Below are 14,150 nucleotides of genomic sequence, written 5' to 3'. Positions count from 1 at the left end.
ATGATAATAAGATTTATTCAATAGCGATTTGTGAAATTATGTTTGTCTTACCTAATAGTAAATTTATATACTCCACATCTTTATATGTCAAACTACCTTGCAATTGCTTTAATTGAGCGTAATGCTCAACATAATTGAATATAGAATCAGCAAATGAAAGCTGGGCTTGTACAAGTATCGTCTGGCGGTTTAACAAATCGACTACTGTCTGTGTACCTGCTTCAAAGCCTTCTAAAATAGCTTTAACAGAAGCTAATCCAGCATAAACAGACTTTTTAAATGCCTCTATCCTAATCGAATCCAAAACCACAGTCTGAAAAGCTTCAACAGTACCAGCATAAACTTCTCGTTTAGTTTGAAGTAAAGCATAGTTAGCGGCCTGATTGTCATAGCTTGCTTGCTTAAGCTGAGCAAAGTCAGATCCACCTTTTAGAAGGTTCCAATTAACGTTACCTGAGATGTTTGCTACATCATATTTTGTTGGGATAAGATTTATTTGTTGAGGGTTACCAGAAAGATTGTTCCTTGACATACGGATTCCACCAGTTAAGTCAACTTTTGGAAAAAAGTTACCCCACTGTATACCTACACCCTCTTGGGCAGCTTGGTATTCAAATTCTTTTTGCGCAATATCCAAATTATACTGCTCAGCCGTCTTTAACCAATAATTAATGTCATTTGGTGTAGGAGGCTCAAACTCAGTAGATTTAGAAATATATAAAATAGAGCTTATTCTCTTACCTATGAGTTTTGCCATTGTGGCTTTTGCAGCTATCAAACTTTTTTGTGCGTCTACCCTATCAGCTATTGCTTGGCGATATTGCGCGTCTGTAGTTTTTAAATCGGCATAAGAAACTGCACCTGCTTTATACTGATACTCTTGTGTTTTATATAATTTTTTGTTCCAAGCCTCATTTGCAAGCTGAAACTGTAGTGCCTGCTCGGCTCTTAAAAGTTCAAAATATGCGGTTACAGTATTTATAATAAGAGTCTGTTCTGCTTTTGCATAAATCATCGCATATGATTTTTGTAGGTAAGTAGCCTGTGTAAAAGTTTTCCATTTACTCCAATCAAAAAGCACCTGTTCTCCACTGAAGTTGAAATTGTTTGCGGTGTCTCTAACTTGGCCTCCAAACTCATCATAAATATCTCTTCTAAGGTTATATTGAAAGTCGATCTTTGGAAGTAACCCACCAAGAGCTTTTGGCACCGTCTCTATATTAGAAGCAAAAGTCGATCTAGCTGCTAGATACTCAGCGTTATGTTCAGCTGCTAAATTATAAATATCTATTAAACTATAAAATTTTTCTTTAGTAGAACCAACCGTAGCAACTTCATCAGCCTTTTTAAGATCATAAAATCGATTATCTTTCTTAATTTGGTCAGCTTTAGCATACTGTTTAGCGACGCTATATGGGTTTTCAAAAATATCTGTACCTATAGGTCTACCAGCAGAATTATATTTAGGTTTAGTATCTTCTTGTGTTATCTCTGCTGCAAAAACCAAATTAGCACCAAGAAAACATGCCAAACCTAATAAACTCTTTTGCATATTAACTCTTATTTCTTATTTGTTATATATATCGAAAAGAAAACTTTTCTCATACAATTCATTACCCACTCTAGTTGTCAAATAGGCTTTATCACAGACATCCTCTCGGACTACAAACACAAACCTTCCTGATATCTTTAGCAAACCTAATAATGACTCATCAATCTCATCTGCTTTTACTGGATTCAAAATATATATACAACTATACTTTTTTTGACTATCAACCATAGATTGAAGTTGCTCTACCGTATTAAAGTCGATATTTTGAATATGTTGAGTTACAAGACATCTTTTAACAGAACCCATTACCTTCTCATCATAGTCTAAAACATCTACATATTTACTAATTTTCGCTAAAACTGCCGTTGTATAACCACAATCTAAGCCAAGCTGCAAAACATTATCATCACACTTAACCCCAAGAGCATTTATCAGTTTCGCCGTTAGCATCGGGCTTCTTATTTGCCTACCATTTATTACAAAACCAGTATCACAATATGCTAAACTTTGGTACTCTTGTGGTAGAAATTTCTCACGAGAAATATTTGCCATAGCATCAACAAGAGCTCCAACAGGAATCCCCTCAGGCAAAACTTGCTGTTTGATCATATTTTCTCTAGCAAATTCAAAGTTCATTATAAGGCCTTATAGTTTAAGTAATAAATTTTTAACTACGTTAGTCTTAAGATAATAACACAATAGACTACTAAAGAAAACTATGCAAATTTTTAGAATTGGAAAATAAACCAAAAAAAGTTAAAATTCATACCAATAAAATAAACAATAAAATAAAAGTCTAAGAAGTTACTTAGATTTTCTTTAAAAACTACTCTTTAATTAATAAGGTATCATATGAAAAGACCAGAATTACTTTCCCCTGCTGGGACACTTAAAGCAATGCGTTATGCTTTTGCATATGGAGCAGATGCTGTTTATATCGGGCAACCAAGATATAGTTTAAGAGCCCGTAATAATGAGTTTTCAAAATTAGAAATCCTTGAAACAGCTATAAATGAAGCTCATGCTTTAGGTAAGAAAATTATGCTAGCAAACAATATAGCTCCTCATAACGCAAAAATTAAAACTTATATAAAAGATATAACTCCTGTCATAGCACTCAAACCTGATGCTATGATAATGTCTGACCCAGGTATGATTATGCTAGTTAGGGAACATTTTCCTGACCAAGAAATACATTTATCAGTACAAGCAAATGCTGTAAATTATGAGACAGTAAGATTTTGGCAAAAATTTGGTATAAAAAGAGTTGTACTTTCTAGAGAATTGTCATTAAAAGAAATAGCTGAAATAAAAGAAAATGTTCCTGACATGGAAATAGAAACTTTTGTACATGGATCACTTTGTATGGCTTATTCGGGGAGATGTTTATTATCAGGCTATTATAGCCATAGAGACCCTAACCAAGGAGTTTGTAATAACGCTTGTAGAAACAATTATAAGGTTGCTGAAGCTAAGCAAAACGAGTGGGGAGATATTATACCTACAGCAGTTACGCCGACCTTAGGGTTCGGTCAACCATCAGAAAAAGTTGTGCTAATAGAAAATGATAAAGAACCAGGGCAATTTAATCCCATGTTTGAAGATGAACATGGCACGTATATAATGAATTCAAAAGACTTACGAGCTATTCAACATGTTGAATATCTAACAAAAATTGGGGTAGATTGCTTTAAAATAGAAGGTCGAACTAAATCTTTCTTTTATGCTGCTAGAACTGCTCAGTTATACGATCAAGCCATCAAAGACACTCTAGCAGGAAAGCCTTTTGATATGACTTTAATGGACAAACTAGAAGGCTTGGCACATCGAGGGTATACAGAAGGTTTCTATCGTCGCCATGTGCATGACGAATACCAGAAATATGATAATTCAGACTCTCGCAGTTCTACCCAACAATTCGTTGGTGAAATTACGCATTTTGATGAGCATACTGGTTATGCTGATATTAATGCCCGCAACAAAATTCAAATAGGTGATAGTATTGAGCTAATGCTACCATCAGGAAGCAGACAAATAGTATTAGATAACATGCTTGATAAAGATGGTAACCACTTGAAAGAAGCAAAAGGTAGTGGCTATCAGGCTAAGATAAGATTTGATAATGTATCACCTGAAGATATGAAATTTGCTCTAATGATTAAAAATTTATAATCAGAACTTCTATTTAACTATGCATGGGACTGTTGCAAACTAAAATTATATGTTTCTAACAGCCTTCCGTATATTCATTTACACAAACTTTATTCTTAATTCCCATCTATTATAGCTAAATGTTGAATTGTGACATTACCGAAGGTTTCTTTCATACATTTTAGTCATATATCTCACATAAGCTCGAGCAGCTGGTGAAGCATATACATATTTCTTAAGATTCCAATTAATAGATTTAATTAAAGAAGTTTTATCTGACTTAAATGGAGTTTTCTCACTGCTACAATCAGATGAAGAAAAAAGAGAACTGTTTGATAAATAACAAACTTCTGATACACAAGCTTCAGAGTTATTTATAGAATCCACACTAGAAATGTCCAATGGTCTATTAAACCTATTTTCTCCATAACTTGACCTAACAGAATTAGACATGCTATTTATTTCTAGATTACCATCTTTTATAAATTTGAAAGCTTTATTCCATAAACATAATAATTCTGGCGATATATAAGAAGAAGTTTTCTTAAACGAGAACTTTAAAGTCATATAAATATCTAATTCTGGAAGCAAGTTTTGAAGTTTATCTATAAGGTCATATTTTTCTTTTATCTCACCTAATTCACCAATGCCAACTTCATAAATAACACAAAAATTTATATTTGCTAAACACATATTTTTAAATTTAAAAACAAATTTGTGTATCGTATCCAAACCTAGGTCAGATAGATCTAAAAAGAAAATATATTTCTCAGATTTTACAATTTCTAATTTACCTATCTCATTTACAGGTAATGTATAACTATAAAACACATCTTTAGAGCCAGGAAGTTCGCCAATTAGTGTAAAATCATCCCCATTATTTTTAATATAAATTAGTTCTGTTTGCATTAAATTTAGAAGCTCTATAAAATTGATCATTATGAAATTGTAACACACGTAATACCAATTCCAACATAAATTGGTGCATTTATCACGAAGGAGTTTATGACTAATGGGGCTGTTGCAAGCTGGAATTAGATGGATGGTAACAAGGCAAAAATGTTCGAAAAAGCACTGTTTACACGTAGTAAATGAGCATTTTGAGAATATTTTTAACACAGTTAGAAACATATAATTTTAGTTTGCAACAGTCCCATTATTTATGCTTCTATTTAGATCAAAGAAATTTGTATACCTAATATAATTCTACTTACTTGTATCCAAGAAAAACTCTTTTCTTTGGAAGGTCTGGGTATTTTTATCCAAATATAGACGATCCCCTTTTAACCAAATAGCTATATCTCTGCCATCATCAAACCTAGCACCATCGGCCGACACTACTTGAGGTAAAGTATATTCTTTACCTTGGTAAATTAACTTAATAAAACTAAGACTCTTATCCGATAATGAGTAAAACGTTAAAATTATTTCTTCTTTTTTATTATCCACAAAGATACTTTGTGCATCTTTTTCTACATCTAAAGCATAACTATAACATTCTAAACACGCATAAATAAATAATAAGAAGTGTATCGATAAACGTTTGATTTTTCTCATAACATAGGTCTTTTCTTATGAATGCAAGTTAGTAGTACTATTGTAATAATAGATGTAATAATCATGGTTATAGCAATAGGAAGAGAACTAGTTGCTGGAAATATCATCGCAACACTTCCTATCAGTCCACTAATAGCAAACTCCATAGTACCAAACAACGCAGCTGCTACTCCTACAATTTCATAAAATGGCTCTAAACTACCACTAGCTCCAGTTCCTGAGGTAAAAGCTGATCCAAAAGTAGCAAAGAAACAAGGAACAAAAAAACCCCATAAAGATAAACCATAAATAAGATATATTGCCAAAGATAAGACGCCAGCTGTAAATACACAACTGACTCCTAATATAGCCGTTTTATAAACCCCCAGTTTATTTACCACCACCCCAGCAAATAATGAGCCTACAAGATAAGCAACACCAGCTAAACCAAACATCACATATATCTTAGATAAAGGGTACCCTAAATAAGTAATGATATATGGTGTCATTGAAAATAATACAAAAAATGCTGACATACCTGAGACTGCTGTCAGAGAATAAGCCCAAAATTGTAATGATTTTGAAACTTGCAAATATCTTGCAAAAACATTTAAAGACATTTTTTTACGTCTTTCTATTGGCAAGCTTTCCTTAACAAAAAAAACTATTATTAAAAAAGTTAAAAATGCTAAAAACGTCAGTAAAACAAATGCTGCTTGCCACTCAAAATGTATAGCTAACTCCACACCAATAAGCGGCCCTATAATAGGCGAAATCGATATTATCGCATTAATAAAGCTATATATCATTGAGCTAGTTTTACCAGAAAAAGCATCTCTTACTATAGCGAAAGCGACTACAGATAAACCACAACACCCTAAAGCTTGAACGACCCTTGAAAAAATTAATAGACTTATAGTATCTGATAATCCACACAAAGCCGAACCTAACAGAAATAACAATGATGATAGTAGTATAATTCTAAATCTACCAAACTGATCTGATAACGGTCCAAGAAAAAGCTGACCTACTCCAGTTACTACTAAAAATAGTGACAATGTTATTTGTACCATTGACTGAGTTGTTTGTAGAGACTCTTTCATAGCAGGTAGAACAGGCATGTAAACATCCATAGCTAATGCAAAAGCAAAGACCATAGGTCCTAAAATAAGAATAGTTTTAAGCGGAGAATAGTTCCACATAGTAGAGCTCCTTTTTTCATTTATCAAGTAACGGATTATACCAGAATAACTTTAGTTTAGAAGGGACTTAAACTAGCTAATCACTTTTCATCAATGTTATAATAGATTCCAAATACAGTAAATATTAATTTAAAATGTTAAAAAAATTTAACCTAATAATAGTAACTCTTCTTCTGCCCTTACTTAGTTTTGCAAGTGATGGATCATCTTTAAAAGCTATTAGCGTAAATGCTATAAACCAACCACTAGCTATAGCTGCTATTGTGGTTTTTGTTTTAGCTTATCTATTCGTAATGACAGAAGATTATACAAAGCTTAATAAATCCAAACCAGTTATACTTGCAGCTGGTGTTATCTGGATACTTGTTGCTATTGTAGGCGAATCTTTTGGAGCTAACAATATTGTTCAAAGTAATTTTGATCATATAATGACTGAATATGGTGAACTGCTTTTATTCTTGTTGGTTGCTATGGCTTATATAAACTTAATGGAAGATAGAAATATATTTGAGAAACTCAAAAGCACTCTTCTAAGGTCAGGTTTTGGATATTTAGCAATATTTTGGCTTACAGGAATAATTGCATTCTTTTTATCTGCAGTAGCTGATAACTTAACCACAGCTTTAGTAATGAGTACCGTAGTAATCTCTATAGGTAAGGACAATAAAAAATTTATAACTATGGCATGTGTAAATATTGTAGTGGCAGCTAATGCTGGTGGTGCATTCTCACCTTTTGGAGATATCACTACACTTATGGTGTGGCAAACTGGTGCTGTTAGTTTCAATGAATTTTTTGCTATTTTTATTCCTTCATTAGTTAACTTTTTAATTCCTGCTGTTATTATGAGTTTCTTTTTACCAAAGATGCAGGTTAAATCTATTATAGAAGAGAAAGTACAACTAAAAAGAGGAGCTGTACCAGTTATCATATTATTCATTTTAACGATTATAACAGCTGTTTCTTTTGAGCATGTTTTACACTTACCTCCATCTCTTGGCATGATGACTGGACTTGGATACGTCATGATATATAACTATTTCTATGGGTTGAAAATAAATAGAGAAATTAGACAAGGTCACAAAATGCCTCCTCAAGCTTTTGATATCTTTGATAAAATAAAAGAAGCTGAATGGGATACTTTACTTTTCTTCTATGGAATACTAATTTCTGTACAAGGTTTAGCAGCACTTGGATACTTAGGTGTTGCCTCTCAGTATATATACACAGATATGCAATCGATTGCTCCAAACTTATTCTCAGCACATACTCAGGCAAATACTATAATTGGTATTTTTTCAGCTATCGTTGATAATATACCTGTTATGTTTGCCGTATTAAGCATGCACCCAACTATGGAGCATACCCAATGGTTACTAGTTACTCTTACAGCTGGAGTTGGAGGAAGTTTGTTATCAATAGGTTCAGCTGCTGGTGTAGCTGTTATGGGTAAATCAAAAGGTAAGTATACTTTTATTGGCCACCTTAAGTGGACTTGGGTTATCGCAATAGGTTATTTTGCTAGTATCATAGTGCATTTGCTTATTAATTAAACAAATAAACGGATTTTGCTTAATAGGAGAAGATTATAATAACGTTTTATCTTTGTTTATCTAATATTTTTTTAAACCTAAAAGCATTTATCTTATGTCATAGATTATATTTTTTGATACAATGTAAGAAATGTTAAATAATTATGGAGTTATTTTTGATAGTATGAAGAGTATAATATTGCGTTTGTTATTTAGCTTTTTTTGCTTAAATTTCTCTCTTTCTATTGCTAGTAACACTAGCAGTAAAGACAAAATTCTAGAAACTAATAGATCAAAGTATGCTAATACTATTAATGTAAAGCAAAATGATAATGGGATTGTGAACATTTTAGCTCAAGCTGCAACGACTGACCCACTGTTACACAAAATAACTGACATATCGGGTAAAACTAAAATTGAACTAGCTGAATTATATTACAATACTTTGTTTTTTCCCAGTGAAGAAATTTTTATGAAAATAAGGAAAAAAGATCCTGAAAAAGCATGGGGAAATTTTATAGCTCAAGCGGTAAATAAAAATGGATGCGTAGCTAATGGAAAAGGACAAGGTATATATAAAGGCTGTGACAAATATTATTCTCTTGATAATTTGTTGAAATCCTTTGATAACCTAAAAAATATCACTGAAGAAAATTATCAAAAAGCAAAAAGTATGAATACTGCTGCTGTTGAATCAACTCTCAAAGAGAGAGATAGAGTGGATAATTTTGCAGTGACTGATAGTGATTTAGATAATTTAAGGCAAATAGCTGCTTTTTTTGCGCATATGACAACAGAAACAGGAGGCTCTGATGGTTCTCAATCAAACATTAGTGCTGCATATGCATTTTCTGCAGTCCAAGAAGGAAACTGTGGTAATGGAGAAGAGTGCGAACAATATAAAGTTACTAGCCAGCCAAGTGGCGGTAATTTCCCTCAATGGAAAAAATACATAAACGAAAACTACTATGGAAGAGGAGGAAAACAATTAACATATTGGGAGAATTATGAATACTATTCACAAGCGCTATATGGTGATTTCAGATTATTAGAAAACCCAGGATTATTAGTAGAGGGCGATAAACAATATTCTCCAGGAGAGTATGGTCTTACAACGTCTTTGGCATACTTATTACTTAGATATCATGATAATTGCCAAACATTAGAAACAAGAGATAAAAATAATAATCCTATTGTAAATGCTAATTGTGGACCTTATTATCCTTCTGTTGATTTTGATAAACCTTCTATGATAGAAGCTTTCGGCAAAGAAAATAGTATAGAAACATTCAGAAGTAAACAATGGATTACTCTTTCGGATGAATACGGTAAGCCTGGATTTGGCCTTTCTATAAACCTTATTAATGGCGGTGTTGAATGTAAGGCAAATATGACTTATCAAGCTATGAATAGGATTAATTTCTATATTGAATATTTAGTACGATTCGGAGCTGATATTAAAAATGTAGTAATTAGTTATAGCAATGGCTCGGAGAATGTATTTACAAAAGAAGACTTAATTAATAATATGATTAATAATTCAGAGGGTGCTTCTGATGTTAGTGAATGGTTTACAAAATATACGACTTCTCCTTTATTAGAAATGCAAGATGGTAAAGATAAACTTGGTATTTATTCTAATCTAGATAAAATATCCCACATAACTATTGAATACGGAAATGGTTATATTGAACATCTAGATTGTGTAGGGTACCGCACTATAGGGGAGTGATATTTCTTCATATAATCTCCCTTCTTGCTAAGGTGTTACATGAAAATTTCTATACATGGTTTAGCAGCACTTGGATACTTAGGTGTTGCCTCTCAGTATATATACACAGACATGCAATCGATTGCTCCAAGCCTATTCTCAGCACATACTCAGGCCAAATACTATAAAATGATATTTTTCAGCTTTCGTTAATAATATACCTTCATTAGTCACCTTAAGTGGACTTGGGTTATCGCAATAGGTTATTTTGCTAGTATCATAGTGCATTTGCTTATTAATTACTGGAGTTACGGACTTTTGGGAAAAAGTTAAAGCGAAAAAGTTTTCTATGTGTTAATTTATAATTACATCAACTATGTTATGTTCTAAAAATGAAACAACGTGAATTAGCCAATCTATATACTGAATATTTATTATGTCAAAACTCCCAAGCAAGTGCGACAATGTGTTCAAGTATGTTAGATGAACTAGTAAAGCATGATAGTTTTTCTCGGATGTTAAAAGTTGGTAGTTATGAAAGTAAATATGTCTGGTTAAAAGGTAAAAGTATTTTAAACGCCTACAAAGATAAGCCAAAGATATTATCTATAGACAATACAATAAGTCCTAAATCTGATAGTATGGTCAATGAGGTAGTAAACTGGTTTTATGATCATTCTGTAGGTAGAGCAGTTAAAGGCATCAATCTTATTAGTGCTTTAATCCACGTTGGAGATGCTAATATTCCTGTAGGCTTTGAAGTACAAACTAAGGAAAACTTTGTAGTAGAAAAAGATAAAGCAGGTATGGAGCGCTTAAAGCGTAAAGCACGCTACACAATTAATGAACTGGCAAGAAAACTGATATTGAAAATTATTAAGAATTTCTCTAGTTTTGATTATATAGTAGCTGATAGATATTTTGCTTCTAAAACTAATTTGAAATTCTTTAACAAACATAAACTCTCGTATGTAATAGGTATAGCAAATAATCGTTTAGTTGCTAAGAGTAAAGCTAATGCTCTTGCTGGTAACTACTGTAGGTTAGATGAATTAGGATTGCTAGAAAATGAGGCTATGAAAATTTATTTAAAAGATATAAAATATAGTCTTGTGGTTACTCGCCAAGTCTTCAAAAACGGGGACAATTCAACAGGTGAGATTTATTTAATTACTAATGATCTAAACCTAGAGAGTAACCACATAGAAGATATCTATCAAAAAAGATGGAATATAGAAGTTTATCATCGAAGTATAAAACAAAACGCTAGTCTTGCTAAATCACCTACATCTGTAATTACTACTCAGCTTAACCATATAGGTTTATCTATAGGTGCATTTATTGAACTTGAAAAACTAAAACTTGCTTCAAATAAAAATCACTATGCGTTGAAAAGGAAAATGTTAATCGCCGCCAATCAAGCGAGTCATAGGGAAATTATAAAAATGAAAAAAATACTCAAAATGACTGCTTAAATTTAAAAGTCCGTAACTCCAGTTAATTAGCCTCTTTTTTGAAATTAGTTGGAAGAGATTTCCAGATGTGGTTTCTGATTTTGTTACTGTTATCAAAAACCCATACGCCTTATTAAAATACTCTTATATAAAGTTATACTTCGCGCTTATATACTTTCTTATAGAACACAAGACTTCTGGAGAAAGAAATTTATGCTTTGTCACAGCAAATTCCAATTTATATTAAATTCTATTCGTTTGGAAAACCCCAACAATGTAGACCAAGACAGATCTTTAGCTAATCTATTTTTAAAAACCGTAAACCCACTATACGGATGGACCACTAAGGCTTATGACGGTCATTGCTCCAACTGTGCTTTCAATGTATACATGTTTTTATCGGGATTTAAGCTAAATAGGTCATTTATGGATAATGATAATGGATTTATGCCAATTAGCACATTTATATATAATGGTCTTTATAGTGATACCACATCAGAATTACAGCTAGAAAAAGACGGGCCTATTAATAAATATAAAATGGGCCAAGGAGAAGGTTATCGTAAAATTCTGGGGTATCATCGACTACAAGCAGACTATGCTGTATATTTACATTGTATAAAATATGAAACTAATTGTGTGATTGTTTCCATCGCGGAAGGAACTCACTGGTACGCAGCATTTTACGATGGGTGCCGCACTTGGTTCATAGATGCTCAAACTGGAAAAGGTTTCAATCTTTATGATGAACACGATGACCCTCAACGCATGCCTACAGTAGATACTAACAGATTCAAAAAAGGAAAAGATAACGAATATAGTAGATTCGGATCAACACTTACGTTTATTAGTTTCTCTAATGAGCAACTCGTTGAGTTTCTAAATAAAAACCCTAGGTTGGCTCAGCTATACTCACCACAAGTTCAACCAATTAAACCAGGTGTAAATAGTACTAGGCCTCTGTCATTTGAAGAATACGTTGATAGACAAAATAGACAAAACCCTAGAAATGCAGACTATAGCTATAGGTATCAATATGGGAAGCCAAAAGATGATTTTGCTATTTTTAATAAGCCAATAAGCGCAACATTTAAAAGTGACCGTGCCCCTATTATGAGAAAAAGTAAAAAAGGTACCCCTATCATGAGAAAAAGTAAAGATGATTACTTCGACTATTAATACCTATAACAAAATAATCATTAAAACAAGCTTACTAATCTTTACTGCATCGCGTAAATTTTGTAGAAGAATGTAGACATATTATCTTATTTAATACACTTAAAGTTATTAATTTGATACTTTAAGACCTTATTCTTTTGCTTTAACTTTGATATTATTTTAGTAAAGTTCTTTTTATTAAATTATATAAATGTCATACCAAGCACTAGCACGCAAATATAGACCCAAATCTTTTTCAGAAGTAGCTGGACAACAGCATGCTCTTAATAGCTTAATACATGCTCTTGAAACTCAAAAAGTGCACCACGCTTACCTATTTACAGGCACCAGAGGAGTCGGTAAAACTACCCTTGGTAGGCTACTTGCCAAATGCCTAAATTGCAAAACAGGTGTAACAGCTGAGCCATGTAATGATTGTGAAAACTGCTTAGCAATAAATAATAACAGCTTTATCGATTTAATCGAAATTGATGCTGCCTCACGCACTGGAGTAGAGGAAACAAAAGAGATTTTAGATAATATTCAATATATGCCTTCACAAGGTAGATACAAAGTATATTTAATCGATGAGATCCATATGTTGTCTAAACAAAGTTTTAACGCTCTATTAAAAACTCTCGAAGAGCCCCCTGAGTACGTAAAATTCATCTTAGCAACAACTGATTACCATAAAATACCAGTAACCATACTTTCTAGATGCATACAATTACATCTTAAACACATATCTCAGCTAGATATCAAATCCCAGCTTAAAGAGGTTTTATCTAAAGAAAATATCTGCTCAGATGAGCAATCTTTAGACTACATAGCATACTATGCTAAAGGCAGCCTTAGAGATGCTTTAAGTCTACTTGATCAAGCAATTAGCTTTTGTAATGGCAAGATAGAGCAACTCAAAGTAAAGCAAATGCTTGGTATTGTCGATAATGAAGAAATATATAATATAATAAACGCTATCATAGACGACAGTCCAAATGCCATATTACCTACTATCAAAAACCTTTCTCTTTCTGAGAATAATGCTGAAGCTATACTAGATAAAATAGCTGAAATCTGGTTTAGCTGTTGTGTATATAGTCTAACTAAAAGCCTTGATGCAACCAATAATATTAGTGTAGATATAATTAACAAAGTACTTAATAAAATATCTACTGAGCAAGCTCATTTTTTATATCAACTAACAATTTCTGCAAAAAAAGATATTTCTCTAGCGCCTAGCTTTGAAACTGGTATAACCATGGCTATACTTAGACTAATAGCGTTCCAAAAAAAAAACTTAAATAATTCTAGATCTGACTATTCAGAAACAACTATAAATACTACTAAAAAAAACTTCTCTGAATTAAAGCAACAACTTTCAAATCCTGACTTAAAAAGTAGTGACCAAAAACCTATTAATAAAGAATATACTAAAGACTCTCTTGATAAGCTATGGTTTGAATTATTAAATAAAATGTACCTTAAAGGTTTTACAAAAACACTGGCTTTCAACAGCAACTTACTAAAAATTAATGGGGATTCTTATGATATCCAACTTAATGAAGATGCTAAAAAAATCTTAGAACTTGATCCTCAAAGTATAGCGAAACTACAAGCAAATATTAGTAAGCACTTGAACAACTCCAGCTTTGAACTAAATATTAAAAATCTACCTGATAGTAATATTGTAACAAGTCAGAAATCACCAGCTGAGATAAAAAAAGATAATGCTATAGAAAAAATTCATAGTAACCAAAATGTAAAACTTATAAAAGAAAAGTTACAAATCAATATAAAAGATGAAAATATAATTTTGACCGATTAAGGGGCTGTTGCAAGCTGGAATTAGATGGT

At 32.3% G+C, this 14,150-nt stretch carries 11 protein-coding genes; 6 read left to right on the top strand and 5 right to left on the bottom strand.

Annotation, left to right across the window (positions count from 1 at the left end):
- Positions 1–13 precede the first annotated feature (13 nt).
- Entirely contained in the window at positions 14–1,552 is a 1,539-nt protein-coding gene (locus tag E4K63_RS00580; RefSeq protein ID WP_133942244.1) for a TolC family protein, read from the bottom strand.
- Positions 1,553–1,567: 15 nt separating this feature from the next.
- Entirely contained in the window at positions 1,568–2,188 is a 621-nt protein-coding gene (locus tag E4K63_RS00575) for a protein-L-isoaspartate O-methyltransferase family protein (protein ID WP_133942243.1), read from the bottom strand.
- A gap of 216 nt (positions 2,189–2,404) precedes the next feature.
- Here E4K63_RS00575 and trhP point away from each other — a divergent pair, with 216 nt between their 5' ends.
- Entirely contained in the window at positions 2,405–3,724 is a 1,320-nt protein-coding gene (gene trhP / locus E4K63_RS00570; protein ID WP_133942242.1) for a prephenate-dependent tRNA uridine(34) hydroxylase TrhP, read from the top strand.
- A gap of 135 nt (positions 3,725–3,859) precedes the next feature.
- Here the strand turns inward: trhP and E4K63_RS00565 are convergent, their stop codons facing one another.
- From E4K63_RS00565 to E4K63_RS00555, 3 genes are all read right to left on the bottom strand, one after another.
- Positions 3,860–4,612, bottom strand: a complete 753-nt coding sequence (locus E4K63_RS00565) for a hypothetical protein (RefSeq protein ID WP_133942241.1) — start codon at positions 4,610–4,612, stop codon at positions 3,860–3,862.
- Between the two features lie 297 nt (positions 4,613–4,909).
- Positions 4,910–5,260: an MliC family protein gene (locus E4K63_RS00560; protein WP_133942240.1), complete on the bottom strand. Its 351-nt coding sequence runs from the start codon at positions 5,258–5,260 to the stop codon at positions 4,910–4,912.
- Complete coding sequence (locus tag E4K63_RS00555) at positions 5,257–6,441, bottom strand: multidrug effflux MFS transporter (RefSeq protein ID WP_133942239.1); 1,185 nt, start codon at positions 6,439–6,441, stop codon at positions 5,257–5,259. Before E4K63_RS00555 ends, E4K63_RS00560 begins: the two co-directional genes overlap by 4 nt.
- A gap of 134 nt (positions 6,442–6,575) precedes the next feature.
- Here E4K63_RS00555 and nhaD point away from each other — a divergent pair, with 134 nt between their 5' ends.
- The 5 genes from nhaD to dnaX all read left to right on the top strand — a co-directional run bounded on the left by nhaD (position 6,576) and on the right by dnaX (position 14,121).
- Complete coding sequence (gene nhaD / locus E4K63_RS00550) at positions 6,576–7,994, top strand: sodium:proton antiporter NhaD (RefSeq protein ID WP_133942238.1); 1,419 nt, start codon at positions 6,576–6,578, stop codon at positions 7,992–7,994.
- 163 nt (positions 7,995–8,157) lie between these two features.
- Positions 8,158–9,705 (top strand): chitinase, encoded by a 1,548-nt coding sequence (locus E4K63_RS00545; RefSeq protein ID WP_166666909.1) that lies wholly within the window; start codon positions 8,158–8,160, stop codon positions 9,703–9,705.
- Positions 9,706–10,076: 371 nt separating this feature from the next.
- A complete protein-coding gene (locus E4K63_RS00535) occupies positions 10,077–11,159 on the top strand; it encodes an IS701 family transposase (RefSeq protein WP_179965672.1) in 1,083 nt (360 codons plus the stop codon).
- Between the two features lie 192 nt (positions 11,160–11,351).
- Positions 11,352–12,317, top strand: coding sequence for a hypothetical protein (locus E4K63_RS00530; protein ID WP_341770265.1), 966 nt, complete (start codon positions 11,352–11,354; stop codon positions 12,315–12,317).
- Between the two features lie 190 nt (positions 12,318–12,507).
- Positions 12,508–14,121: a DNA polymerase III subunit gamma/tau gene (gene dnaX / locus E4K63_RS00525; protein WP_133942102.1), complete on the top strand. Its 1,614-nt coding sequence runs from the start codon at positions 12,508–12,510 to the stop codon at positions 14,119–14,121.
- Positions 14,122–14,150: the final 29 nt, after the last annotated feature.

The organism is Allofrancisella inopinata (assembly GCF_012222965.1).
GTDB lineage: Bacteria > Pseudomonadota > Gammaproteobacteria > Francisellales > Francisellaceae > Francisella > Francisella inopinata.
The sequence above is the reverse complement of the archived record's forward strand: the minus strand, read 5'-3'. Positions and strand labels throughout refer to the sequence as shown.

Bases quoted from the DNA above. Each gene is read 5' to 3' on its own strand.
- E4K63_RS00580 (WP_133942244.1), bottom strand. From the start codon at position 1,552: ATGCAAAAGAGTTTATTAGGTTTGGCATGTTTTCTTGGTGCTAATTTG.
- E4K63_RS00575 (WP_133942243.1), bottom strand. From the start codon at position 2,188: ATGAACTTTGAATTTGCTAGAGAAAATATGATCAAACAGCAAGTTTTG.
- trhP (WP_133942242.1), top strand. From the start codon at position 2,405: ATGAAAAGACCAGAATTACTTTCCCCTGCTGGGACACTTAAAGCAATG.
- E4K63_RS00565 (WP_133942241.1), bottom strand. From the start codon at position 4,612: ATGCAAACAGAACTAATTTATATTAAAAATAATGGGGATGATTTTACA.
- E4K63_RS00560 (WP_133942240.1), bottom strand. From the start codon at position 5,260: ATGAGAAAAATCAAACGTTTATCGATACACTTCTTATTATTTATTTAT.
- E4K63_RS00555 (WP_133942239.1), bottom strand. From the start codon at position 6,441: ATGTGGAACTATTCTCCGCTTAAAACTATTCTTATTTTAGGACCTATG.
- nhaD (WP_133942238.1), top strand. From the start codon at position 6,576: ATGTTAAAAAAATTTAACCTAATAATAGTAACTCTTCTTCTGCCCTTA.
- E4K63_RS00545 (WP_166666909.1), top strand. From the start codon at position 8,158: ATGAAGAGTATAATATTGCGTTTGTTATTTAGCTTTTTTTGCTTAAAT.
- E4K63_RS00535 (WP_179965672.1), top strand. From the start codon at position 10,077: ATGAAACAACGTGAATTAGCCAATCTATATACTGAATATTTATTATGT.
- E4K63_RS00530 (WP_341770265.1), top strand. From the start codon at position 11,352: ATGCTTTGTCACAGCAAATTCCAATTTATATTAAATTCTATTCGTTTG.
- dnaX (WP_133942102.1), top strand. From the start codon at position 12,508: ATGTCATACCAAGCACTAGCACGCAAATATAGACCCAAATCTTTTTCA.